We start from the raw sequence: 23,893 nt of genomic DNA on the forward strand, positions 1-23,893 counted from the left end.
TGCATCAATCGTTATGAAAGTGATGGCCCCCGCTTCTTGACTTACTCAGAGGCATCGGGAACTACGGGGCGCTTTTTATGCCAAGTAGGCTGATTTCAGAGTCGGTTGGGAATTGTGGGGTCTTATTTGCTCTCCATATGGTGGTAGAGAACCAATATTCAACAAATAGAGGCCCCTAGTTCCCTGTCGCTGGCAAAAGTGTTGATTCTCAGGAAATAGGGGATCGTAGTTCCCATAAACAACTCCCCACCGGCACAATATCCACTTGCCGGAAGAGGTTCACGATACTCATTCAATAATGAGTGCATAAACGATGCCGGGACCATGTACCCCAATGGTCAAATCGTTTTCGATATCGGCTGACCGGCTCGGGCCTGATATGAAATGTATGCCGGCCGGCCGCTCGCCTAAGGCAAGCTCGTCGAAAGGCCGCAGAACCTCGCCGAGCTTCGTCCGCAGACGCTCCACAGGGATGATCGCGATGAACGTCGTCGGAAGCAGACTAACGCTTCGGCCTCGCGTAGCGTCGGACGTGACGACTAGCGAGCCCGTGTATGCGACCGCATGCTCGACAGCGACGATCCCGATATCTGCGCCAGCGGCCTTGGCGACCAGCTCATCTTTGGCCTCAGCGGTAGCGTCCTGCGCGTTCCACACGGTGATGTTCGTTTCCGTGCCGGCCGAGAGGCTTGCGCGCAGCATTTCCAGCTCAGGCTGATCCTGCATGATCAGATTTTTCGCTTGCGTTTTAGCAATAAAATCCGTGATAAAAGCTTGCGCTTCGGCCATGCCCGACAACCGGTAGGTGTGTCCGCCTGCTTTTTGCCAGTTCGCCATGAAGAGCTGAATCCGCTCCTCCAGCGGGAGGTTTACCTCCTCCCAAAAAGCTGGAGCCCCCTTCATCGGATGTGCCGGAGCGCTCTGGAGCGGCTTTGCTCGGCCAAGGCGCGTCGAAATATTAGCAAAGAAGGATTCCTGCTTCTTGAGAGCTTCTTCGTGCAATTGCTGCAGAAATGCCGGATCTGATTTAGCCATGATGATGTCCTCCTCCGCCGTTTTTGCGATCAGCCACCAGTTTCTCCATACGTGCTTTCATGACGGCGTCAAGCTCAGGGAACGTGCCTTCCAGCTCCTGCTCGATGTCCTTCCACGACTCGCGGAATGTCTTGCTCGCCATACTAGGCGCATATCGATAGGAGTTCCAACCTTTGAGCGGGCCAATCCGCGCTTTGATATGGCCATCCCGCACGAGCAGCTTTTGCCCGACGCGACCGAGTTTAATGAGCGCCTTTACCCTTTTGGCATCGGACATGAGGAAATTAAAGCCTTTCATCCCTACTTTCTCCGCTAAATCCGTCGATCCCCGCTCTACTTTGCGTTGGCGGAGATAAACAAGCATATCGTGCAGCGGGATTTTGACCGGACAAGCCTCATAACACGCCCCGCAGAGGCTGGAGGCGCCCGCGATGTCGTCCCACTGGTCGACATTTTTGTTCAAGGCCGGCGTAAGCACCGCGCCGATCGGACCGCTGTAGACGCCGCCGTAGGCATGACCGCCGATATGGCGGTACACCGGGCAGGCGTTCAAGCAAGCGCCGCAGCGAATGCAATTCAGCAATTCCTGGAATTGCGGATCGCCTAGCTGCAGAGAGCGGCCATTATCGAGGATGATGATATGCATCTCCTCGGGGCCATCGCCGTCCTGCTTGCGCTGCGGACCGGAAATAACGGACATATACACCGTCAGTTTCTGTCCGGTTGCAGAGCGAGGCAGCAGCGTCGCCATGACCTCGAGATCATCCAGCGTAGGAATGATACGTTCCATCCCCATGTAGGTGATCTGTATCTTCGGAATCGTGCTGACCATCCGCGCATTGCCTTCATTTTCAAAGAGCACCATCGAACCTGTTTCGGCAATGGCAAAATTACAGCCCGTCATCCCGATGTCGGCTTCAAGGAATTTCTCCCTCAGTTTTCTGCGTACGTATCCGGCCAAAATTCCCGTATCGGGCTCAAGCTTCTCTCCTGCGTCTTCAGACAGCAGATCAGCGATCTGGTACCGGTTTTTGTGAATCGCCGGGATAATGATATGCGACGGTGTTTCGCCAGCCAGTTGAATGATATACTCACCAAGGTCCGTCTCAATCGCTTCTACGCCGATTTGCTCCAGCGCACGGTTGATGTGCAGCTCCTCGGAAACCATCGACTTGGATTTCACGGCGCTTTTCGCCTTCTTGTGCTCGGCAATCTGCATCGTTAGCTTAACCGCATCCGCCGCATCGGCAGCGAAATGGACGTGCACCCCTTGGGCCCTTGCATTTTCAACAAATTTGCCAAGGTAGTAATCGAGATGCGCGATCGTATGCAGCCGAATTTCTCGTCCGCGTTCGCGCCACGCTTCCCAATTGCCATGCTCGGCGGTCGCAGCCAGCTTCCCGTTCTTCAATCGTTCCGTCGTAAATTTCACCGCATTGCGCAAAAAGTCGTTGTTCAGCGCAATTTTGGATCTTTCCTTCACCGTTCCGCCAGGTTTATGCTCGCTCATGGGCAAGTTTCACTCCCTCAGCCAATAATTCCGCCAGATGCATCACCTTGACAGGTTTTCCTCGAAACGCTAAATTACCGGCAATATTCATTAAACAGCCCATATCAAGCCCGACGAGCATCTCGGCTTCCGTCTCCAGGACGTGGTCGGATTTCTCGGACACCATCGCCCCGGAAATATCGCACATTTTCACCGCAAAAGTACCGCCAAACCCGCAGCAATCCTCGGCATGAGAAAGCGGCAGCAGTTCCATGCCGCGAACATTTTGCATCAGCTGCATTGGTTCAGCCTTAACCCCCAGAAGCCGGCTGCCATGGCAGGACGGATGGTAGGTCACTTTGTGCGGGAATACGGCTCCCACATCCGTAACCCCTAACACTTGCACGAGGAACTGCGTGAACTCATAGGTTTTCTCAACGAGCCGATTCGCGCGTGCTAGATTAACAGGGTCATTTTCAAAAAGCTTCGGATAATAATGGTGAATCATGCTCGTGCAGGAACCCGAAGGCGATATGACAAAATCGCTGTCTTCAAAAGCCTCCAGCAGCGTCATGGCGGAGCCTCGCGCCTCATCCCAATAACCGCTGTTGAACGCGGGTTGGCCGCAGCAGGTTTGCTTCGCCGGGAAGTCTAGCTTGACTCCGTATTTTGCAAGTAAATGAACGATAGACTCGCCAACCTTGGGATAGACAAGATCGCTGAGGCACGTTATGAACATCGATACTTTCATGTTGCAGCTGACTCCCTTCCTGCATCGTTCCCCCCACAGAGGCAGGTGGTTATACAAAAAACCATCCTCAGTACGAAAGCGAACATACTGGAGATGGAAGGAACAATGTCTTCTACTCTTTATCTAATTGGATGACGTGAACCCCTTTCTCCCGAATACGGTCCACATCCTCCTTATTGGTTTGTCCGTCTGTGATCACATGCTTGATTTCAGGCCACGCTGCGACTTGCGTCAAAGACTGCATCCCGAATTTGCTGTGATCGGCTAGCAGATAGGTTTCATCGGCAATGGAGATCATTTTGCGCTTAATAAGCGCTTGCAGCTCATTCGATTCGCTGATGCCGCGTTGAATATGAACCCCTTTGCAAGAAAGGAATAGCTTATGGACGTGATACATATCCAGTGATCTCTCCGCTAGTGGTCCTACATAGGACAACGATTTGGGCGAGAGAAGTCCTCCCGTAGAAATCACTTGGATCTTCTCCTTGCCGCTAACCTCGAGCGCGACTTTCATCGAATTCGTAAGGATGGTCAGCTGCATATCCGGAATCAATTTGGCCATATACCAAGCCGTTGTGCTCGCATCCAAAATGATGCGGTCGCCTTCGCGAATATGCGATACCGCTTCCTTCGCGATAGCGTTCTTGAAATCGGCGTGTTCCGTTTCCCTTTCCAGGAAAGGCACTTCCGACTGCGCTTCTTTCACGCTTACGGCGCCGCCATGGCTGCGCATCAGCTTGCCTTCGCTTTCCAATCGATCCAAATCTCTTCGAATCGTCTCTTCCGTCACTTGACACAGCTCGCTGAGCTCCGTCACGCGAATGCTTCCTCTTTCATTGACTAACTGAACGATTCTCTGCCATCTTTCCGCTACCAGCATCGTCTTCCCTCATTTCATCCTCGATCGGGACGCCACCTGACAAAATGTTGCATACGCCGCCTGCCAACCCGCAGCATCCTCGGGGATGTACGTTTTGACCGGGAACGAATTCCGAATCAGCTTCCTGGCTTCGCGCAAATTTGCGATATACCCTAATGCTATCCATTGTACTACAAGGTTTCCTAAGGCACTACCCTCGACAGGACCTGCCCAAACCTCGCGCCCTGTAGCGCTCGCAGTGAATTGGCAAAGCAGCTCATTCTGAATGCCGCCGCCAACAATGTGAAGTCCAGGGTACGTAACACCCGTCAGCTGCTCGGTCCATTCCAGCACAAACCGATATTTGAATGCCAGGCTTTCTAAAATGCAGCGGGCGATTTCACCTTCGGATTGCGGAACAACCTGCTGCGTATCCCGGCAATATTGCTGAATTTGCTTCGGCATATGCTGCGGATTAAGAAACATGTCGTCATCAGGATCGATGAAAGATTGAAAAGGTTTCGCTTGCTCAGCAAGCTTCACGAGAGCGGCAAAGCTGAGGTTTTTGCCTTCTTTATCCCACGTCCGCTTACACTCTTGGATTAGCCACAAGCCCATGATGTTCTTCAGCAAACGGTTCGTGCCATACACGCCGCCTTCGTTCGTGAAGTTCCAAGCCAAAGCTTGCTCCGTTAAGACAGGTTCCTTCGTTTCTGTCCCCAACAGAGACCAAGTGCCGCAGCTTAGGAAGGCAAAATGATCGTCCAGCGCAGGAACTGCCACAACGGCGGAAGCCGTGTCATGCTCACCTACGGCAATGACAGGAATTGAAGCAACATCAAGATCCGCGCAGATATCTGCAGTTAAGGCTCCTACTCGTGTGCCCGAAGGTACTGGGTTCAGCAACAAACCGGCTGGAAGATCAAGCTGTTCGAGAAGCTCCGCATCCCACGCCTTCGTTGTGGCATTCAAGAGCTGTGTCGTAGTAGCGTTCGTGAATTCACTATGCTTTTCCCCGGTTAAGAAATAACGGAGCAAATCTGGAATCATCAACAATGTTTCAGCTCGTTCCAACAATTCCGGATTTCTTTCCTTGATTGCAGCAAGCTGAAAAATCGAATTGAATTGCAGAAATTGGAGCCCCGTTTTGGCATAAAGCTTTTCGCGTCCAACTTTTGCAAACACCTTTTCCATCGCATGGTCCGTCTGGTGATCACGGTAATGATACGGATTGCCCAGCAGCTCGCCGTTTTTGGAAAGCAGACCGAAATCTACCGCCCAGGAATCAATCGCCAAACTCTCAATATCCGTATATCCTAGCTGCTTCGTCTGTAAAATGCCTTGTTTCAACTCATGAAACAAGCGCAATATGTCCCAGTGAAGATGGTCGCCCACCTTCACCGGATCATTTGGAAAGCGGTGAATTTCCTCGATCGTCACTTGGCCCGCTTCAGAATCAAGGCGTCCGACGATCGCTCTGCCGCTGCTTGCTCCCAAATCAAAGGCCAGAACGCTTGAGGGTTTACTCACCAGCTCGCACCGCCTTTGCCGCGCACATTAATGCTTTCGTCGTAGCCGCTTTCCAGGTAAGCTTTCATCGGATCAACCGGAACGCCGATTTCTTCGCGAACGGCTTGCAGCAGCGGTGTGACGTCGAATTCGAACGCTTTACGAACCGCGTCTTCAGCACCAAGAACGTCTTGGCGCTCTTGAGCGTCTTTCACTTCGTCCAGGTTAATCAGTAGCGCTTTTGCGTATTGCGTTTGAACGTTCAGCACAGAACGCAGCATCGCAGGGATTTTACGCTCGATATTGTGGCTTTGATCGATCATATACGCAATGTTGTTGGCAGCCTGGCGGATTTGCGGGTTTTTATCATTCGCCGCATCAATGATTTGGTAGAAAATCAGGAACAATTCGTATGGATTCACGGAGCCTACGATCAAATCGTCATCCCCATATTTGCGGGAATTGAAGTGAAAGCCGCCGAGTTTATTTTCATCTAACAAATAAGTCACGATATGCTCAATGTTGGTGCCTTGCGGGTGATGGCCTGTGTCTACCAACACTTCCGCTTGAGGACCCAACTTGTTTGCCATGTTGAACGCCATGCCCCAATCCGCCAAATCCGTGTGGTAGAAGGCAGGCTCATAGAATTTGTATTCAATCAGCATGCGCATGTTTGGCGTCATTGCGTTGTACATCTCATTGAGCGATTCATACATCCATGTTTTGCGAGCGCGAATGTCAACTTGACCCGGGTAGTTGGAACCGTCTGCGAACCAGAGGCTCAGGACATCAGAACCAACGGTTTTGGCGATGTCTACGCACTCCAGCAAGTGATCCGTCGCTTTGCGGCGAATCGCTGCGTTCGAATTCGTCACGCTTCCGAAGATATAATCATCTTCTTGGAAAAGATTCGGGTTCACCGCACCGATCGAAACGCCCAAATCAGCGGCATGCTGCTTCAATTTCGCGTAATCGTCCACTTTGTCCCAAGGAATGTGAATCGCCACCGACGGGCAAACACCCGTCAGTTTATGAACCTGCGCAGCATCCTCGAATTTTTCGAAAGGATTGCGTGGCACGCCGTTTTGCTTGAACACTTTGAAGCGAGTTCCGGAATCTCCGTAACCCCAAGATGGAGTTTCTACTTTGAGGGCTTTCAGTTTGGCTTTTACAGCTGCCAGATCAATACCTCTATTTGCTTGCTGCTCTTCAAACAGTGCATATGCTTTATCACTCATCGGATAATAGCCTCCTTTTGGGTATGGAACGGATTAGCGGGTGAAAGCAGCTGGAACGCCGCCGTCAACGGTTATCATGCAGCCTGTCGTTTTCTCAGCTTTGGAAGATGAGAAGTACACGATGGCTTCTGCAACGTCTTTCGGGAAAATGTTAACAAGCAAAGTCGTTCTTTTGCGGTAGTGCTCTTCCAGTTGATCCGGTTCGATGCCGTAAGCCGCAGCGCGCTCATTGCGCCAGTTGGAATTCCAGATCGCGGAACCTTGCAGAATCGCATCGGGCAACACGGAGTTCACGCGAATGCCGTATTCGCCTCCTTCTGCTGCGATGCAACGCGCCAAGTGAATTTCAGCGGCTTTTGCCGTTGAATAAGCTGAAGCATTTTTACCTGCAAATACCGAGTTTTTGGAGCCGACGAATACCATGCTGCCGCCGACATTTTGCTTTTTCATAATTTTAAAAGCTTCTCTAGCTACCAGGAAATATCCTGTGCTGAGCACGTTCATGTTCAAGTTCCACTCTTTGAGGGATGTTTCATCAAAAGGACTCGATGTCGCAAGACCCGCGTTATTCACGATAACATCGATACCGCCATAGCTAAGGATCGAATCGCGGTAAGCCGCTTCTACCTCTTCTTCTTTCGTTACATCCATTTTCACCGCAATGGCTCTGTTCTCGCCATATTGCTCGTTCAGCTCGGCCGCTAATTTCTGTGCGCCTTCCAAATTCAAGTCAGCCAGCACAACATGCGCGCCTTCTTTGAGGAATTGACGAGCCGTTACGCTGCCGATTCCGCCTGCGCCGCCAGTGATGAAAGCAATTTTGCGGGAGAATTCCGCTTCTGCAGGGGCAAGTGTCAATTTGTATAATTCAAGCGGCCAGTATTCCACGTTGTAAGACTCATTTTCGCTCAAGGAAACGAAAGTTCCAAGTGCTGTTGCGCCTCTCATCACGGAGATGGCACGGTGGTAAAGCGCGCCGCTGACTTGCGCCATAGCCCAGCTTTTGCCTGTGTTAATCATCCCGATTCCCGGGATCAAAATAACGCGAGGAGCCGTTTCAAAAATAACGTCGCCTTCATTTTTGTTGCGTTCGAAGTACGTTTTGTATTCTTCTTTGTAAGCGGCAATACCGGCCTGCAAAGCTTCCGTCAGGGAAGCGGCATCACGGGAATTCGGATTCCAGTCGATGTACAGCGGCTTCATTTTCGTATGAACCAAGTGGTCCGGACAAGCTGCGCCTACTTGAGACAAGACAGCTGCATCTTTGCTGTTAACGAATTTCAAGACATCGGCCGCGCTGTCAACTGTCAGGATCATTTTCTTCTCTTTGCTTACTGCACCGCGAACCGTTGGCAGCACTTGCGCCAAAATGTCGTTGCGCTCGGAATCGGACAGGGACTCGTATTTGGAGCCGCCGTACAGGTTGTCCTCCTGAACTCGCGCTTCGATAAAGCTTGCAGCTTCATTGATGATGGCAAGTGTTTTGAGGTAGCTCTCCTCGGACGTTTCACCCCAAGTCACCAGACCGTGCTTCTCCATCAACACTAGCTCAGCTTTTGGATTGTTTCTTACGCCTTCGGCGATCATTTTGGATAATGTAAAGCCAGGACGGACATAAGGTACCCATACGAAGCGGTCGCCGTAGATTTCTTTCGCCAGCTCACGGCCATTATGTGCGCAGCATAGCGAGATAATCGCATCCGGATGCGTGTGATCCACATGTTTGAACGGTAAGAAAGCGTGCAATAGCGTTTCAATGGAAGCACGCGGATGCTTGCTGTCGATCATGCAGTTCACCAAGTACGCAACCATTTCCTCGTCGGACATTTCGTCTCTTTCGTACAAAGGACGAATGTCTTCCATCCGCAGACCTGTGAAATTCTTTGCTTTCATCGTCGCAAGGTCGGAACCGCTTCCTTTGACCCACATCACTTCAACATCACGGCCGCGGAAATCCTTCTCGATGGTTTTGTACGAAGTGTTGCCCCCACCCCAGTTCGCAACGGCACGGTCTGTTCCTAGTAAATTGGAGCGGTAAACCAATTCCTCCACGCCTTTTGCAACGTTACTCGCCTTTTCTGCTTCCCACAAATTCGCAACCATAAGTATCCTCCTAAGTATAGGGATCTCTGGGCGCTGCCCAAAGTCTCTCCTCTTCACATCCCATGATGTGTTTTGTTTTTGATGGATTCATCGTATCACATCTTTGTTTATTTTTGAATCATTATTTTTTATTTTTGTTTTTCTTTGGACAGGTAGACTTGCGGGATGGCTGGCGCTAGCTCGGAAAACATCATAAAAAGCCTGGCGGGTATGCTCCGTCAGACTTTCGTATTAGCTGCTTTCTAACCTGCCACCATCACAACACACTATCTCCATACAACCATCTGCCACCTCGTCTGCCAAAAACAAGTCAAAAAAAGCCTGGCGGCATGCTCGCCAGACTTTCATATTAGCTACTTTTCTAACCTTCCACCATTGCATGTCGCTATCTCCATACAGCCACCTGCCACTTTATCTTAAGGGAACTCCAGTCCCTTATTTGGAGAAAAACACGCTTTTTCTCCCTGATCAGGAACTACAGGGTCTTGTCCAGCCTCCATGTCACGAATCTCGGGAGATAACAACGAAATAACGGTCTGTAGTTCCCCTCGGAGTTGAAAAATGCACGGTTTCTGCAAAATAACAGCCTGTAGTTCCCCAAGTGCAGATCCACCTGAGTTTTCATTGGACGAATTCCAATGAGCGTTCACTTTTTGCCGCAGAAGCGGCAATCTCATTGGACAAAATCCAGTGAGGCTGCCACCTCGCCACTGTTTTCTGGACTTTGCGAATGCTCTCATTGGAATTCATCCAACATGAGCTCCATTTCGACCAACAATTACACCATTTGATTGGATTTCATCCAATAGAAACCACTCTTCTGCATGCTCCGCACAGTCCCCATCACTGCGCTCGCACCAATCGTCCTCCCGATCGGGCCTTCCCTTCCCAATTCACCAAAAAGATCCCCACACAAATAAAAGCTCCACCTAAACCGACATACCAAGCAACCTTTTCACCGAGCAGCAGCCAGCTGGAGAGCAGCCCGAATACCGGTACCAGGAACAGAAACGCGCTTGTTTTGGCCGGATCTCCGCTGCGAAGCAAATAAAACCATAGGCAAAATTGGACAATCGATCCCATGATGATAAGCCAGAGAAGCACGACCACGGACATAGGCGTGAATGTAAAATGCGGATGTTCCGTCACTGCGCCGAGAAGAAGAAGCGCAATGCCTCCCGCAAGCATTTGATACGCAGCCAGCACCGTCATATCGAACCCGGCTCCCCACTGTTTAATAAGCAGTGTAGAAGCGGCAAAAAATATGGCGCCGAGGAAACCGATCAGCATGCCTGCCTGAAAGTTCAGTTGTAATCCGAAGGTAACGACGACTCCGATAAAACCAAGGGCTACACCAAGCCATTGCCGCCCTCGATATTTGGCTCCAGTCAGGAAAGTGCCTAACACAATCACCAGCAGCGGGTTCGTACAAGTAATGATGGAAGACTCGCCCGAGCTAATCCAGTGCATGCTGTAGTAGGCGCAGCCCATCACACCCGCTGATTGCAATAAGCCGATCAAGCCCGCTTTTCCCCACATTTTCAAATTTGCAGGCTGTGGCTTCTTCCTTACAATGAACGCTAGGATGCCTCCTGCCAGAGCAAAGCGCAGACCCATCAAAAAGAACGGCGTCGAATAATCCAGCCCGACTTTGCCTACAGGAAATGCGACTCCCATAACAAAGGTCGTGACAATAATGAGTGTGATATATTTTATTTTGCTCATCATAAAAACCTCCATATCAACAAGATGATCTCATTGTATAGGAGGCTCGGAATTATGTATAATGATTACTATAGATACTTGAAATCATAAATAATGATATCAAAAACATTCAAAAACACGCATAGGAGGTTCACAACGATGGAAAGCTCAGATTTGCGAGTGTTCCAAATGGTGGCCCGAGAAGGCTCCGTTACCAAAGCAGCGGGACGTCTCGGTTATGTACAATCCAACATCACGGCCCGGATTCAACAATTGGAATCTGAGCTGCAAACGGTCCTTTTTGCCCGGCATAATCGAGGCATGTCCTTAACTTCTAGCGGCAAAACATTGCTAGCCTATGCGGATAAAATCGTCGGTCTGCTGGATGAGGCGGTCGTGGCACTTTCTTCATCAGGCGAGCCCAGCGGTCCGCTATTGATTGGTTCCACACAAACTGCTGCAGCGGTACGTCTTCCCAAACTTTTTGCCTCTTATTATGCGCAGCATTCGAATGTGCAGCTCTCGTTAACAACAGGACACACGCAATTTCTAATTGAAAAAGTTCTCCACTATGAGCTGGATGGCGCATTCATCGGTTGTTCCTGTACGCACCCTGATCTGCAGTCCATTCAGGCGTATGAAGAAGAATTGGTCGTCGCAGCGGGTCCTGGCGTTGCCAGCCTTCAGGAAGCCTTGACGAAGCCAGTTCTTGTATTCACCACAGGCTGCTCCTATCGCGACGTTCTGGATCAGTGGCTGCAGTCCATTGGCATCACACAACCGATCATGATGGAATTCGGTATGCTGGAAGCCATTATTGGCGGTATTTCCGCAGGATTAGGCATCTCGCTTATGCCAAAGGCCGTCATTCAGAAGCATGAAGCGGAAGGGTTAATCCGCACTTTTGCGATTCCTCAGCATTACCGTTTTATTAAAACGGAATTTATCATGCGCAAGGATGCTTTTATAAGCAGCTCATTAAGCGCTTTTGTCGGCATGCTGCCGGGAGCCGTGGAAGCGTAAGCAGCAAGCCGCTCAAATTTCTTCATAATCAACAGGCTCATTTGGATGCAAGGTGTCCATATCTCCCCACGGATCGCCATGCTCCATATCCTGTTCATCTTCGGCGACATTTTGGAGATCGCTGGCGTTAATTGTGATGATGGGATAATCGTGATGAGCCGCCACCTGCGCCGCTTGCTGTTTCATGAACTTCGGAGACCCTTCCGTATCCTCATCATAAACAAGAAGAATACCGTCCGAATTGCGCAGCAAGAACTTGTCCCGCTCCTTAAACTGCCAAGGGCCCTCATATTTTGTTTTTGTGATGCTATTGACGTAATTTGCCCGAGTTATAACGCTCGTATAGCTATTCTTTTTCTCGTCGCTCCACTTCTCTTCCTGCTCCAAAAAAGGTGTGATAACAGCCAGTTTGAGCTCTGGATAGGTGCTTGCTCTAAGGTCAAGAACGGCCTCCGCCGCCCACAGCTCGACGCCCCACCCGCCGCTTACAACAACCCATTCAAGTCCCTCTTCGATCAGCGGAGTGAGCCGCTTTTGGATCGCTTTTTTAATAATTGAGATGCCTGGATGTTTTAATGAAAAAATGCCAAGCTCTGATGCTTTATATCCTGTCACTAATATTCTTTTCAAAAGAAGCACACCACCTTGATAACTCTTCCTACAGGGTAGCATAGAAAGATAACGATAGAAAGCAAAAAGAGCCGCCGGTTAACAACCGGACAGCTCTCTGCGCATGGCCTCAACAAGCCAAGGATAAGCCTGGCTCCCATTCACTTCATGCTTGCCTTCGTACAAATGGAATCCTAACCGCTCAGCCGCACCGGCTTTCGTGTACTCGGCCTTCAATTGCTCGATCGCTACTTCCGTCGTAGTTATCGGGAAAATCCGATCCTGCCGGCCAGAAGCAATGAATAACGATCGTGGCGCTATCAGCGCCATCAAGTCAGGCAGCTCCGCATAAGCCAACGCGCCTGGCAAGTAGTTGTCAATACAGTGCCGGAGATGCATAATACTACCCTTAAACGTATTCCCAAAAGCGCATAACACAGTAGCCTTGACGCGTTCATCCAGCGCAGCCAGGTAAGAAGCAACTAAGGCGCCACCCGAGAAGCCAAAGCAGCCTACGCTGTCACCTTCAACATCTTCGCGAGTCAGCATATAGTCGATGGCCCGCTCCGCTTCATGCACACGCAGCCCCGCCAGCGATATGCCGTACAGCAGCAGATGGGAAGCGAGCGCTTGGCAAGAGGAGTTGCCGACTTTCCCGTCCTTCAGCTCCTCCGCCAATCGGCGATCGCCGAAACCGATAATTTCCGGCACCATCACAATAAAGCCGCGTTTCACTAATTCAAGGGCATAATTGCCGTGAGAATCCGGTTCTCCGGTATTTTCGCTGCCATCTGCGTTCATACCGGAAATCTGCCTGCTGCCGTAGCCATGACCATGCAGGGCAAGAACGGCGGTTGAACGCTCTTTTTTACCCTTGGGAATTAGCACGTAAGCAGGGACACGGAATCCCGCCACCGTCCCAAATTCGATTCGTTCCTGAATATGATGATCCCGTTCGATACGCTCGAGAAGAACAGGGCGAAGCTCATCCTTCGTCATCAGCCCTATGTCCAAAGAACTGGCCAGCCCTTGCTTAAGCCTTTCCCGGGTCTGTTCAGCACTCTCTTCCCTCATCTGCGCCAGACGTTTCTGCTCGTAGGAGAGATAGAGATTCTCCATGATAGCATCTGGATTCCACATACAGTCGCCTCACCCTCATTTGTTAAAAAGTGACCAGTTTATCTACAGCCACAGGTTGTCCTGTGCGTAAAGAGATGTTACCTGCGATCCCTGTAAGGATGGACATTGCGCCATCTACATGCGAAGCAGCTCTTTGGAAGCGATCGTCCGATGCTTTTTCGAAAATATCCCGCAGCAACACAGGGTCTCCGCCGCCGTGACCGCCAACGCCTTCTTCGATTTGAACCTGATACGGCGCTGCGAACATAGGGAATACTTTGATTGTTTTCTCCTTCAAAGCACCTTCGTCTTCTTTTTTGCCGCCGGAGTTTACGTAGGATTGCTCAACAACTTTCATTTCAATACGGCCTTTGCTGCCGTTAATATGCACGTTGAAGCCTTCCCATGGCATATAGGCGTTCAAAGAGTATGTCAGAATCGCTTTATTTTTGTAGCGGACCATAACGCCCATTGTGTCTTCGATGCTAATACCGTCGCCGAAAACGCTTTGATCGCGCTGATAGCCGTCTTCATGCTCCGCATTTAAATATAGGCCTTTGAGGTGCTCGTTTTTGTCCAAATGCAGTGCAAAAGGATCGTCCTTCGCATTTTCGTTGCCTGTCGCGCGTTGGTAGAACTTGGTTTCGCCGCGTTTCTCAGCATTTTCTCTACCATAGAACATCAATCCGCCCATTGCATATACAGTTTCAGGACGAGTTCCCAACCAGAAATTCACGAGATCGAAATGATGCGTCGATTTGTGCACAAGCAAACCGCCGCCATTGCGTTTATCCCGGTGCCATCTGCGGAAATAGTCCGCTCCATGCTGGGTGTTAAGCAGCCACTCGAAATGCACGGAATGCACGTCGCCAATTGTTCCATCCATGATTAACTCGCGGATTTTCGTATTGTGCGGGGCATAACGGTAGTTGAAAGTTACGCGAAGCTGGCGTCCTGTCCGCTTGATAGCATCTAGAATCTCTTGACATTTCTCTTCGTCCACCGTCATCGGTTTCTCCGAAATGACATCGCAACCCATCTCCATCGCTTTAATAATGTAGGTGTGATGCGTGCGATCAACGGAAGTTACAATCACATAATCCGGCTTTTCTCTGCGGATCATCTCTTCGAATTCATGCGCTTTATAAGTTGGCACAGCCTTGTATTCGTATTTTTTTTGCAGCAAACCGTTTGTAAAGTCCATTCTTGTTTGATTGATATCACAGATTGCGACAAGCTCAGATGTATCTTGGAAATCCCTTACAATAGCGCCATAGAAAAATTCAGCACGTCCTCCGGTGCCAACGACTGCATAACGTTTTTTCATAACCGGTAAGCCCCTCTCGAGAATAAGTTTTCTTACATCAAGATTAATACAATATTTGCTGTGTTTCTAATCAAATCTTATCTAATGTCTTTCAATCCTTGCATATTTTGCTATAATAACAGTACATTTAGTTTGATTTGATTGAAGAGGTGTCCGTTGTGATCCAATATGAAATCGAAAGACTGCGCAGAGATCGGCCCTACTCCATGCAGGTGAATCATTTCCATGATCATTATGAAATCTACTATTTGCTGAGTGGCAAGCGCTACTATTTTATACAAGACCGTTCGTATCTCATTCAAGAGGGCGACCTCGTTCTCATTGATAAAAATCAACTGCACAAAACGCGAAATGCCGATGCGGAGGCTCATGAGCGTATCTTGCTCAGCTTCGATGATCGATGGATTCGCTCCATTGGGGAAGATGCTTCCGAGCATCTGCTTGTGCCTTTTGTGCAAAAACAGCATGTATTCTCTCTGAGCGGTACGAATCGTACCCTGGTTGAGAATCTGCTGTTTCAACTGCTCCGGGAGCAGCAGCAGGCGCTCGGCGGCTGGCAATTAAACAGCCGCGCGCTGTTTACGCAGCTGTTGATCTTCTGCTCGCGCATGACGGATAGGATCAGCACCGCTCAAAGTCAAGCGCAAGCCCACAATCCCAAAATATTTGAGATTGTGGCTTATATCAACGAGCATTACCGGAATCGGTTGACGTTGGCTTCGATCTCGGAGACTTTTTATATTAGTCCCAGCTATTTTTGCCGCTCTTTTAAAGAAACGACGGGATTCTCGTTCGTTGAATATTTGAACAATGTGCGGATTCGGGAAGCGCAGCGGCTGCTAAGAGAGACGAAACTGAAGGTGATTCACATTGCGGAGCAATCGGGCTTCGATAGCGTCGCACATTTCGGTCGCGTATTCAAGCAGGTCACCTCGCAGACGCCGCTTGAGTGCCGGAAGCTGATGCGGCTGATCCAGTAGTTGGCTGACAATGTTAAGGGAACTACGGGTCGCTAATTTGCCCAAAATCGTCAATTGGCAGATCAAAGGGAACTACGGTCCTCTATTTTGATGTTTTCAGCCGAATTTCACGTTCAAGAAGAGAAATAAGACCCTGTAGTTCCCATTTGCCCCGAAAACAGCCCGTTTCACCGAAATAGAGGATCATAGTTCCCTTTCAGCTTACGGAGGCGACCGGGGGGATTTGCTACTGGTGACGGTCATGTTACTTGGTTATGGTTACGGGTGACTGATGGCGGTAATGTTACTAATTATGTTTACTGGTGACTGAGGCGGTAATGTTACTCGTTATGGCTACTGGTGAAGATGATGCTAGAGGTAGTGGCTGATGACAGGTGACTAAGAACTAAGGTCTAACGTATTGCTTAATTTTCTACGCTCGATGTTCAATGCTCAGCACCAAACATCCGCTCGCTCACAATCCGCGGCTCCCTGCCCACGGTCAATCACCACCGGTCACCCCGCAGCGCGACCCCAAAAAAACAAGGCCCCCACAAGTAACAAGTGGAGGCCTTTCTCTTTTAAAACCCGAAATATTGCTTCGCGTTATCGTAGGAGATACCTTGAACCAACTGCTTGAGCAGCGGTTCGTCATTCGGGAACTCGCCGTCTTCAACCCATTCGCCAATCATGTTGCACAGGATTCTGCGGAAATAATCATGTCTCGTGTACGACAAGAAGCTTCTGGAGTCGGTTAGCATGCCGACGAAACGGCCAAGTAATCCGAAATTGCCAAGCGATTTCATCTGCGAAACCATGCCGTCTTTCGTATCGTTGAACCACCAAGCGGCGCCAAGCTGAATTTTGCCCGGGATTCCGTCACCTTGGAAGCTGCCCATCAGCGAAGCAAGAATTTCATTGTCACGCGCGTTCAATGAGTAAAGAATAGTTCTTGGCAGCGAATCCGCAACAGCCAGGGAGGACAGCAAACCAGTAAGCGCGCTCGCTACAGGGCTATCGTTAATGGAGTCGAAACCTGTATCCGGCCCAAGTTTGGCAAAAGCTTGTCCATTATTGTTACGGGATGCGTTGATGTGGTACTGCATCGCCCAGTCGAGCTTTTTATAAACGCCGCCGAGGAACAGCAAAGTGAAAGCTTTATATTTTTTTTCATCTTCCAAGCTAACTGCGTTGCCAGCCAAGGCCGATTTGAAAATTTGTTCAACTTCTTCTTTGGTCGCCACCGCAAAAGGCACGTAATCCAAAGCATGGTCAGACACTTTACAGCCTACGGAATTAAAGAATTCCGCTCTGCTCTCAAGTCCAGCAAGCAAATCGTCGTAAGACGAAATTGTAATGCCAGCCGCTTTTTCCAATAGAGCGATCCAAGGAAGGAACGTAGCTCGGTTGATTTCGAGCGCTTTGTCAGGACGGTAAGACGGCAGCACTTGCGTGTGGAAATCTTTGATTTCTTTGATTTTGATATGATACTCTAAGGAATCAACCGGATCGTCCGTCGTGCATATGACCGTTACTTTGGAATTCGTGATCAGGTCTCTGGCGCGTGAACCGCCTTCGGCCAGCTTCGCATTCACTTTTTCCCAAATAGCAGGTGCGTTCTGCTCGTTAATCAAGTCATTCACACCAAAAAACGTGCGAAGCTCCATGTGAGACCAGTGGTACAGCGGGTTACCGATCGCCATTGGCAGCGTACCTGCCCAAGCAACGAAACGGTCATAATCGCTAGCTTCTCCAGTTACTTTATTCTCTTCAACGCCGTTAGCGCGCATCATTCTCCACTTATAGTGGTCACCGTAAAGCCACGCTTCCGTAATGTTGTTGAATTGTTTATTTTCATAAATCTCTTTAGGGCTCAAGTGGCAGTGATAGTCAATAATCGGCAGATCTTTGGCGTATTCGTGGAACAAATGAACAGCGGTTTGATTCGTAAGTAGGAAGTTTTCATCTAAAAACGTTTTCATAAAGCAATTTTCCACCTTTCTCGACCTGAATGATCTGCCCTTTATTTTAGCCGAAGGTGGAAGCGAAGTCTTGTGATTTTTTGCTTTAATTTTGCGAAATATGCATATATTGACCTCTCAAAGTCTATGGATTCGAATTCTCGGCATCTGCACCCGCCGTTATTTCTTCCGGTATCGTCTTGGAAGCGCCTGGAACATGCCGTGGTTTATGATTAATCAACTCCGACGAGTAAATACTGACATAGACCCGGCCTGGCAATGCCTGCGCTCTGATCAGGATCGGCTGATTATAGTTGTTTTTGAAGCTAAAATCCGGCCCCCCCCAGTTCACCGTCGCGTCTCTCCCTGAAGGTACGTAGGGAACAGATCTGCTGTGCGAGTACCTTTCTACAATTGTAAGGCCAGCCCGGTCCACCGCATTAAAAAGGGTCGAGGAGGTTTGGCAAATGCCACCGCCAATCCCTTCAGAAAATTCTCCCCTCACAATGACTTTCGCCGGCATATAACCTCTGCCACGCGTACGAACGCCAACCACCCGGTTAAAAGAGAACGTTTCATTCGGGAGAACCACGTAGTTGTTAATCGCCTGAGTAGCAAGCTTAATATTCGTAAAGCGGTGCTTATTATTTGAATTAAAATACGTCACATAATAGCCAATTGGATGTACACGGATGCTAGCCAGCAGTTCACTATCTACTTTCGGATATATAGGCAGCGTGGGAACATCAAATTTCATAGGCCCCTCACTGTAAAACTGCTTGTAAAACTGTTCCACGAAAGCACGCCGATTCAACTGTGCTCCTGGAATTTCTTTCACAATCCCTCCCGCATCGCTAATTGTCGCATTCACGGGTTTCCGGTACGCTTTCTTCTCCATTTCAGTCATGAGACGGTCTAATCGCTCATTATTCACCAACGGCACGTCAACATAATCAAGTCGGTAAGCCTCACGCTGCACATTCGCTTGAATTTGAGAACTTCCTTCCTTGGTTGTCTGATCCGTCATTTCATTCATTTGCATTAAAAGCACGAGACCTGCAATCCATCCCTGCATCATCTAATCAATCACCCCTCCCCTATTGTAAACAATTGAAAATTTTCCATACCAAATAACTCAATTCCTGACTGGAATGTCAAAAAGAATGCAAAAAAGGACCGCCCCCGACCAAATGATTGGCCTAAGGAACAGTCCCTTGTTTGTAAGTTTATAGCATCGCCTTAATGCGGATAAGCGGCTTCGAATTCATTTCCGCAGGGGCCTCCGCTCGGGTTATTTTCCAGATCGACAGTTTCGCCGTTTTGGCGGTACAAAGGGCAATAATAGTGACTAATATGTGTAGCGGATTCATTGGCATAATGGCAGATGAACGCTCGGCGGAAGCGATCTTTCGTTTTGTTGCGGTACGAGCCGTGGATGAGATTGCCGTTAAAAAACAGCACGTCGCCTCGTTCCATGACGACAGGCATCGCCTTTTCGTCTTTGGGCGGCTTTACATAGTGCGTGGTAAACGACTCTTTGGCATCGGCAAGATCGGGGCAAGAAAGATCCAGCGTATTCGTCTTGGGAACGACGAGCAGACCGCCGTTTTCCTCATCAGCAGCATCTATCGCTGTCCAAGCGGCAATACAGTTGCCTGGCTCAACTTGCAGGTAGAAGTTATCCTGATGCAGCGCTTGGCCGCGGGAGCCCGGCGGTTTGTAATAGAACATGCTCTGCGCAGCCAGTGCTTCCTCTTCATACAAATCAGCTAACACCTCCATCACCGGCTGGTGCAGCATATACTTCCTAGCAGTCTCGTTAAAACGGTGCGGATGCATAACCCGCGGATAACGCTTCAGAGGGTCCGATCCATCTCCCTGCAAGTCAGGTTCGAAATGTCCCGGTACCACCTGCATCGAAATCTCTTCAAATGTAGCATCAATTTCCGCCAAATGATCCACAGAAAATAAGCCTTTTACGATCAAATATCCTTCCCGTTCAAAATGCTGTTTTTGCTCTTCCGTCAGTTTAAGCAATGTGTTCGCCATCTTGTCTTCCCTCCAAGTGATCTGTTGTTTTCCATGTATTCAGCATATCGAATAATGCGTATTGGCAGAAGTAAGAATGCTGCTAATAAATCCTACAATTCTGCTATTTTCTGATATACTCAGTTTAATGGCAGTCATCAGCGCTCAGGAAGGAACGATGTTCATGAATACGGAAGCAAACACATTTTTGGCAGGGCACTTCAATGAATCGGATTCCTACTTCACCATCCGCCCTGAAGGGCGCAACGATTGGCTTCTCTGCTTCACGCTGGGAGGCGAAGGCTACTTCAAGCTTGGCGGGAATGAAAGACGCTGCCGGGCGGGGGATCTCACGCTGCTTGCACCAGGAACTCCGCAGCATTACGGGACGAGAAAAAATCAGCATTGGGAGTTTGTTTGGGCCCATTTTCCCTCCATCCTCGCAGAGACGAATCTGCTGCCTAAAGAAGAGCAGCTTTTCCTCACCATTGAAAGCGAGTCGCTCCGGGAACGCATCTACCAAGCTTTCGGGCGTATTCTGCAGGATTCCCGAGAACGCGGGGAATACTGGTTTGAGCTGATCCTTTCCTCCTTGCGGGAAATCCTGCTCATCATGGCGCAGAAGACAAGCCGTAAAATGGACCCTCGCATTGAAGAGGTCCTCCATCTCTTGTCCCAACAAATGCGCGAACCCGTCCGCATCGAAGAATTAGCTCAGCGCGTCGGACTCTCTTCATCGCGGCTCGCCCATCTTTTTAAAGCCAGCACAGGGTATTCCATCATTGATTCCGTGAACCGCATGCGGATTCAGCAGGCCGCTCTCTTGCTTGAACATACGCAGCGAAACGCTTCAGACGTTTGTTATGACGTCGGTTTTCAGAACTATAATCACTTCACCAATCAATTCCGCAAATGGCATGGCACGAACCCTAGCACCTTTATGAAAGAACGACGGTAAAAATTATTTGACAGTTCATAAACTCCACGATAAACTGCTAGCAAGCTATAGAAAAAAGGAGGATTTCTATGACCTTTGAACGTAATCTTGATAAATATGCGGAACTGATCGTCCGCGTGGGTGTGAATATCCAATCCGGTCAAACACTGTGGATTAATGCTCCCATTCTCCATCCGGCTCTTGTACGCCTCATTTCTCGGAAAGCTTATGAAGCGGGAGCCAAACACGTACATATAGAATGGCAAGATGAAATCAGCACTCAAATTAAATATATGCATGCACCAGAAGAAGCTTTTCACGAGTATCCCACTTGGCGCGCTCAAGCACTTAACGATTTAGCGGAAAATAACGGCGCTTATCTATTGATTGATGCCGCAGATCCCGAGCTGCTGAAGGACGTAGATCCAGCACGCATTTCCGCATTTTCCAAAGCCGCTGGGCCTATGTTGATAAAATGGAGAGAAAGCATGTCCTCTTATCTCATGACCTGGTCGATTGCCGCAGCACCTACCCCTGCTTGGGCCTCCAAGGTATTCCCGAACTTGGATGAAGATGCGGCCATGGCTGCCCTGTGGGAGGCAATCTTCAAAGCAACGCGCGTCGATCAAGACAATCCTGTGCAGACTTGGCACGAGCATAACGCTACGCTGCGCAGCAAAAGAGAACAGCTCAATGAAAAGCAGTTCCATAGAATTCATTACCGTGCCCCGGGCACAGAGCTGACGGTCGAACTGCCGAAAAACCATATTTGGCGCGGCGGGTCGGCAACGAACGGAACGGGAGGTTTCGATTTCAATCCGAATATCCCGACGGAAGAGGTGTTTATTTCACCGAATCGCCTAGGGACGCAAGGTACAGTGCGCAGTTCGAAGCCGTTAAGTTATCAAGGGAATTTGATCGACAACTTTACCATCACCTTCGATAACGGACGTGTTGTCGATTACAAAGCCGAGGTAGGGTTTGAATCCCTGAAAGCGATGATCGAAATGGATGAGGGCGCCCATTATTTAGGTGAAATCGCGCTTGTTCCTCATGATTCACCGATTTCCAATTCGAATCTGATCTTTTTTAATACCCTTTTTGATGAAAATGCTTCAAATCATTTGGCCTTGGGAAGAGCTTTTCCTACCTGTGTGGAGGGCGGGCCTGCCATGTCCAAGGATGAGCAGTTGGCAGCAGGGCTTAACGTCAGCCTGATTCATGTTGATTTCATGGTCGGTTCGGCCGACATGGATATTGACGGCGAGCATGCGGACGGCCGCGTGGAGCCTATTTTCCGCAAAGGCAACTGGGCATTTTAAATTAGACTAAAGAAACCTTCTAATCCCGCAATAGGTGTGGAACGGAAGGTTCTTTTTTCATATAGTATAGGAGCATTGGTTTTTACCAAATTGGGAATGTTAGTCAGAAGGTAGACGGAATTTCTTGCACCCCATCCAAACAAGAGGAGTTGATCGTATGAGTACCAAACCGACGATTGCTGCGATTAGCGTGCCATTTGATCTTGGAGCAGGCCGACGCGGGGCTAGTAAAGGACCTAAAGCTATTTTCCAGGCAGGCTTGTTGCGGGGCTTGCAGCAAATGAATATGACGATTCAGCAAGTGCCGGAGATACGCCTTCCGAACGATACAGCAGCTCCTCTTCCACCTGAGGTGGATAAAAAAAATTTAAAATATTTAGCAGAAGTGATAGACATAAATACTCGCTTGGCTGAGCAAGTTTCGAAAGCAGCTGAACAAGGCCAATTCCCCCTCGTAATCGGCGGCGATCACAGCATCGCGATCGGGACATTGGCAGGTTTGTCCGGGCATTATACGAATTTGGGTGTCATATGGATTGATGCGCATTCGGATTTAAATACAGCGGACACGAGCCCGTCCGGCAATATTCACGGCATGTCGCTCGCCATCAGCCTTGGGATGGGGCACCCTCTGTTAACCGGCATTCAAGGGGATCAAGCCAAGGTGAAGCCGGAAAATATCGTCCTTATCGGTTCGCGTTCCCTGGATGAAGGCGAGAAAAAGCTGATCCGCTCACTCGGCATCAAATGTTATACCATGCATGATATCGATCGCAAAGGGATGGCTGCTGTGATGCAGGATGCCATTACTTATATAAGCGGTAAAACAGATGGCGTTCATGTCAGTTTTGATGTTGATTCCTTAGACCCGCTTGAAGCCCCGGGAACCGGTACAGCGGTCAAAGGCGGACTCCAATTCCGCGAAGCCCATCTCGCCGTCGAGATGCTGCACGAAGCAGGCATCGTCACATCCGCGGAATTCGTTGAAGTCAATCCGCTGCTCGACGATAACAACAAAACTTCGCAGCTGGCGGTCGGCCTCATTAGTTCATTGCTGGGGAAACAAATTCTATAGCCTTAACCCGATCTGAAACCCGTATCCTTTACTAGGAATACGGGTTTTTGTGCTTGTTGCAAGCAGGTTTAATTGGTAAAATATAGATGACTTACAAGACGGACACAGGATTGGAGATTGCATGAAAACGATAAATCACTGGGTTTTGCAGCTTTTACTCGCCCTGCTTTCCTTATCCACAATTGGCATCTACCTGATCTTCAAAAACCAAACGTATTTTGAATTCCTGAATTGGAATCTATTCCTTGCCTGGATCCCCAATTTCTTCGCCTTGTTGGCTTATTTGTTACATTTGCGCCGACCTTCGGTTGCCGTCCATCTACTCACCTTCATCTTTGGGCTAGCCTGGCTTTTATTCCTGCCGAATGCCCCGTACATCATAACCGATTTCATCCATTTAACGCTTTTGAAGGACTTATACATAACCAAAAAAGCCTGGAACATGAGCTTTTGGAATGATTTTTTCACCATTTTTTTATATGCGTGGAATGGCTTATTGCTTGGCTGCAGCTCCATGTATATGATTCATCTCATTTTGATGAAGCATTGGGGCCGCATCCTCTCATGGTTCCTCATGATTCTAACCTCGCTGCTAAGCGGATATGGCATTCTCTTGGGCAGAGAATATCGATTGAACAGCTGGGATGCTCTGTTGAGTCTGGATATCGTAGACACCCTGCAAAAGAGCATACACAAAGAAGCAATTATTTTCTGCGTGCTAGTCGGCTTTGTCATCCTTGCCATGTACACAACTTTCTATTTGCTAATCAACGGCATAGGCAGCTCCAAGGTAGTTGTATATAAAAGATAACGAAAACGCCCCCAGCCCATCATTTCGATGAGTT

The 23,893-nt window shown here is 49.2% G+C and carries 21 protein-coding genes; 6 read left to right on the plus strand and 15 right to left on the minus strand.

Going from position 1 to position 23,893, the window contains the following annotated elements; all coding sequences use genetic code 11:
• Positions 1 to 288 precede the first annotated feature (288 nt).
• The 9 genes from PCH02S_RS30280 to PCH02S_RS30315 all read right to left on the minus strand — a co-directional run bounded on the left by PCH02S_RS30280 (position 289) and on the right by PCH02S_RS30315 (position 10,709).
• Entirely contained in the window at positions 289 to 1,035 is a 747-nt protein-coding gene (locus PCH02S_RS30280) for a LutC/YkgG family protein (protein WP_127457826.1), read from the minus strand.
• Positions 1,028 to 2,545, minus strand: coding sequence for a LutB/LldF family L-lactate oxidation iron-sulfur protein (locus PCH02S_RS30285; RefSeq protein ID WP_127457827.1), 1,518 nt, complete (start codon positions 2,543 to 2,545; stop codon positions 1,028 to 1,030). The genes PCH02S_RS30280 and PCH02S_RS30285 overlap by 8 nt, the downstream gene beginning before the upstream one ends.
• Complete coding sequence (locus PCH02S_RS30290) at positions 2,532 to 3,275, minus strand: (Fe-S)-binding protein (protein ID WP_127457828.1); 744 nt, start codon at positions 3,273 to 3,275, stop codon at positions 2,532 to 2,534. The genes PCH02S_RS30285 and PCH02S_RS30290 overlap by 14 nt, the downstream gene beginning before the upstream one ends.
• Before the next feature lie 112 nt (positions 3,276 to 3,387).
• On the minus strand, positions 3,388 to 4,155 hold the full coding sequence (locus PCH02S_RS30295; protein ID WP_127457829.1) for a DeoR/GlpR family DNA-binding transcription regulator: 768 nt from the start codon (positions 4,153 to 4,155) through the stop codon (positions 3,388 to 3,390).
• Positions 4,156 to 4,164: 9 nt separating this feature from the next.
• Entirely contained in the window at positions 4,165 to 5,667 is a 1,503-nt protein-coding gene (rhaB, locus tag PCH02S_RS30300; RefSeq protein ID WP_127457830.1) for a rhamnulokinase, read from the minus strand.
• Positions 5,661 to 6,881: an L-rhamnose isomerase gene (rhaI, locus tag PCH02S_RS30305; RefSeq protein WP_127457831.1), complete on the minus strand. Its 1,221-nt coding sequence runs from the start codon at positions 6,879 to 6,881 to the stop codon at positions 5,661 to 5,663. Before rhaI ends, rhaB begins: the two co-directional genes overlap by 7 nt.
• A gap of 33 nt (positions 6,882 to 6,914) precedes the next feature.
• Entirely contained in the window at positions 6,915 to 8,984 is a 2,070-nt protein-coding gene (locus PCH02S_RS30310) for a bifunctional aldolase/short-chain dehydrogenase (protein WP_127457832.1), read from the minus strand.
• A gap of 621 nt (positions 8,985 to 9,605) precedes the next feature.
• Positions 9,606 to 9,734, minus strand: coding sequence for a hypothetical protein (locus tag PCH02S_RS36780; protein ID WP_268598000.1), 129 nt, complete (start codon positions 9,732 to 9,734; stop codon positions 9,606 to 9,608).
• Between the two features lie 93 nt (positions 9,735 to 9,827).
• On the minus strand, positions 9,828 to 10,709 hold the full coding sequence (locus PCH02S_RS30315) for a DMT family transporter (protein ID WP_127457833.1): 882 nt from the start codon (positions 10,707 to 10,709) through the stop codon (positions 9,828 to 9,830).
• A 138-nt stretch (positions 10,710 to 10,847) separates the two neighbouring features.
• Between PCH02S_RS30315 and PCH02S_RS30320 the strand changes: the two genes are divergently transcribed.
• The gene (locus PCH02S_RS30320) at positions 10,848 to 11,711 is read left to right on the plus strand and encodes a LysR family transcriptional regulator (RefSeq protein WP_127457834.1); all 864 of its coding nucleotides are present in this window, start codon (positions 10,848 to 10,850) and stop codon (positions 11,709 to 11,711) included.
• Between the two features lie 12 nt (positions 11,712 to 11,723).
• Here PCH02S_RS30320 and PCH02S_RS30325 read toward each other — a convergent pair whose 3' ends face one another.
• The 3 genes from PCH02S_RS30325 to PCH02S_RS30335 are packed head-to-tail and all read right to left on the minus strand — an operon-like array spanning position 11,724 to position 14,766.
• On the minus strand, positions 11,724 to 12,383 hold the full coding sequence (locus PCH02S_RS30325; RefSeq protein WP_164819793.1) for a DUF1273 domain-containing protein: 660 nt from the start codon (positions 12,381 to 12,383) through the stop codon (positions 11,724 to 11,726).
• 36 nt (positions 12,384 to 12,419) lie between these two features.
• A complete protein-coding gene (locus PCH02S_RS30330) occupies positions 12,420 to 13,460 on the minus strand; it encodes an alpha/beta hydrolase family protein (RefSeq protein WP_127457836.1) in 1,041 nt (346 codons plus the stop codon).
• Between the two features lie 22 nt (positions 13,461 to 13,482).
• A complete protein-coding gene (locus tag PCH02S_RS30335) occupies positions 13,483 to 14,766 on the minus strand; it encodes a Gfo/Idh/MocA family protein (RefSeq protein ID WP_127457837.1) in 1,284 nt (427 codons plus the stop codon).
• A gap of 158 nt (positions 14,767 to 14,924) precedes the next feature.
• On the opposite strand from PCH02S_RS30335, the gene PCH02S_RS30340 reads away from it, so the two are divergent.
• Positions 14,925 to 15,746: a helix-turn-helix transcriptional regulator gene (locus PCH02S_RS30340; RefSeq protein ID WP_127457838.1), complete on the plus strand. Its 822-nt coding sequence runs from the start codon at positions 14,925 to 14,927 to the stop codon at positions 15,744 to 15,746.
• Between the two features lie 560 nt (positions 15,747 to 16,306).
• On the opposite strand, the gene uxaC is transcribed toward PCH02S_RS30340, so the two are convergent.
• The 3 genes from uxaC to PCH02S_RS30355 form a co-directional block, all read right to left on the minus strand.
• A complete protein-coding gene (gene uxaC, locus PCH02S_RS30345) occupies positions 16,307 to 17,707 on the minus strand; it encodes a glucuronate isomerase (RefSeq protein WP_127457839.1) in 1,401 nt (466 codons plus the stop codon).
• Positions 17,708 to 17,831: 124 nt separating this feature from the next.
• Positions 17,832 to 18,764, minus strand: coding sequence for a VanW family protein (locus PCH02S_RS30350; protein WP_127457840.1), 933 nt, complete (start codon positions 18,762 to 18,764; stop codon positions 17,832 to 17,834).
• Positions 18,765 to 18,925: 161 nt separating this feature from the next.
• Complete coding sequence (locus tag PCH02S_RS30355; RefSeq protein WP_127457841.1) at positions 18,926 to 19,735, minus strand: phytanoyl-CoA dioxygenase family protein; 810 nt, start codon at positions 19,733 to 19,735, stop codon at positions 18,926 to 18,928.
• A gap of 163 nt (positions 19,736 to 19,898) precedes the next feature.
• Between PCH02S_RS30355 and PCH02S_RS30360 the strand changes: the two genes are divergently transcribed.
• The 4 genes from PCH02S_RS30360 to PCH02S_RS30375 all read left to right on the plus strand — a co-directional run bounded on the left by PCH02S_RS30360 (position 19,899) and on the right by PCH02S_RS30375 (position 23,859).
• A complete protein-coding gene (locus PCH02S_RS30360) occupies positions 19,899 to 20,672 on the plus strand; it encodes a helix-turn-helix domain-containing protein (protein ID WP_246069311.1) in 774 nt (257 codons plus the stop codon).
• A gap of 68 nt (positions 20,673 to 20,740) precedes the next feature.
• Complete coding sequence (locus tag PCH02S_RS30365) at positions 20,741 to 21,973, plus strand: aminopeptidase (RefSeq protein WP_127457843.1); 1,233 nt, start codon at positions 20,741 to 20,743, stop codon at positions 21,971 to 21,973.
• A gap of 157 nt (positions 21,974 to 22,130) precedes the next feature.
• Positions 22,131 to 23,048 carry an arginase gene (gene rocF / locus PCH02S_RS30370; protein ID WP_127457844.1) on the plus strand — a complete coding sequence of 306 codons (918 nt, stop codon included), beginning with the start codon at positions 22,131 to 22,133 and terminating at the stop codon, positions 23,046 to 23,048.
• 121 nt (positions 23,049 to 23,169) lie between these two features.
• On the plus strand, positions 23,170 to 23,859 hold the full coding sequence (locus tag PCH02S_RS30375; RefSeq protein ID WP_127457845.1) for a DUF1361 domain-containing protein: 690 nt from the start codon (positions 23,170 to 23,172) through the stop codon (positions 23,857 to 23,859).
• Positions 23,860 to 23,893: the final 34 nt, after the last annotated feature.

This window comes from Paenibacillus chondroitinus NBRC 15376, from assembly GCF_004000765.1.
Taxonomy (GTDB): Bacteria; Bacillota; Bacilli; order Paenibacillales; family NBRC-103111; genus Paenibacillus_E; species Paenibacillus_E chondroitinus.

Excerpts from the sequence above, each read along its gene's own strand:
- uxaC (WP_127457839.1), bottom strand. The coding sequence starts at position 17,707 with ATGAAAACGTTTTTAGATGAAAACTTCCTACTTACGAATCAAACCGCT.
- PCH02S_RS30330 (WP_127457836.1), bottom strand. The coding sequence starts at position 13,460 with ATGTGGAATCCAGATGCTATCATGGAGAATCTCTATCTCTCCTACGAG.
- PCH02S_RS30365 (WP_127457843.1), top strand. The coding sequence starts at position 20,741 with ATGACCTTTGAACGTAATCTTGATAAATATGCGGAACTGATCGTCCGC.
- PCH02S_RS30295 (WP_127457829.1), bottom strand. The coding sequence starts at position 4,155 with ATGCTGGTAGCGGAAAGATGGCAGAGAATCGTTCAGTTAGTCAATGAA.
- rhaI (WP_127457831.1), bottom strand. The coding sequence starts at position 6,881 with ATGAGTGATAAAGCATATGCACTGTTTGAAGAGCAGCAAGCAAATAGA.
- PCH02S_RS36780 (WP_268598000.1), bottom strand. The coding sequence starts at position 9,734 with ATGAATTCCAATGAGAGCATTCGCAAAGTCCAGAAAACAGTGGCGAGG.
- PCH02S_RS30325 (WP_164819793.1), bottom strand. The coding sequence starts at position 12,383 with ATGCTACCCTGTAGGAAGAGTTATCAAGGTGGTGTGCTTCTTTTGAAA.
- PCH02S_RS30290 (WP_127457828.1), bottom strand. The coding sequence starts at position 3,275 with ATGAAAGTATCGATGTTCATAACGTGCCTCAGCGATCTTGTCTATCCC.
- PCH02S_RS30280 (WP_127457826.1), bottom strand. The coding sequence starts at position 1,035 with ATGGCTAAATCAGATCCGGCATTTCTGCAGCAATTGCACGAAGAAGCT.
- PCH02S_RS30315 (WP_127457833.1), bottom strand. The coding sequence starts at position 10,709 with ATGAGCAAAATAAAATATATCACACTCATTATTGTCACGACCTTTGTT.
- PCH02S_RS30375 (WP_127457845.1), top strand. The coding sequence starts at position 23,170 with ATGAAAACGATAAATCACTGGGTTTTGCAGCTTTTACTCGCCCTGCTT.
- PCH02S_RS30310 (WP_127457832.1), bottom strand. The coding sequence starts at position 8,984 with ATGGTTGCGAATTTGTGGGAAGCAGAAAAGGCGAGTAACGTTGCAAAA.
- PCH02S_RS30285 (WP_127457827.1), bottom strand. The coding sequence starts at position 2,545 with ATGAGCGAGCATAAACCTGGCGGAACGGTGAAGGAAAGATCCAAAATT.
- PCH02S_RS30360 (WP_246069311.1), top strand. The coding sequence starts at position 19,899 with ATGAATACGGAAGCAAACACATTTTTGGCAGGGCACTTCAATGAATCG.
- PCH02S_RS30320 (WP_127457834.1), top strand. The coding sequence starts at position 10,848 with ATGGAAAGCTCAGATTTGCGAGTGTTCCAAATGGTGGCCCGAGAAGGC.
- PCH02S_RS30350 (WP_127457840.1), bottom strand. The coding sequence starts at position 18,764 with ATGATGCAGGGATGGATTGCAGGTCTCGTGCTTTTAATGCAAATGAAT.
- PCH02S_RS30335 (WP_127457837.1), bottom strand. The coding sequence starts at position 14,766 with ATGAAAAAACGTTATGCAGTCGTTGGCACCGGAGGACGTGCTGAATTT.
- rocF (WP_127457844.1), top strand. The coding sequence starts at position 22,131 with ATGAGTACCAAACCGACGATTGCTGCGATTAGCGTGCCATTTGATCTT.
- PCH02S_RS30355 (WP_127457841.1), bottom strand. The coding sequence starts at position 19,735 with ATGGCGAACACATTGCTTAAACTGACGGAAGAGCAAAAACAGCATTTT.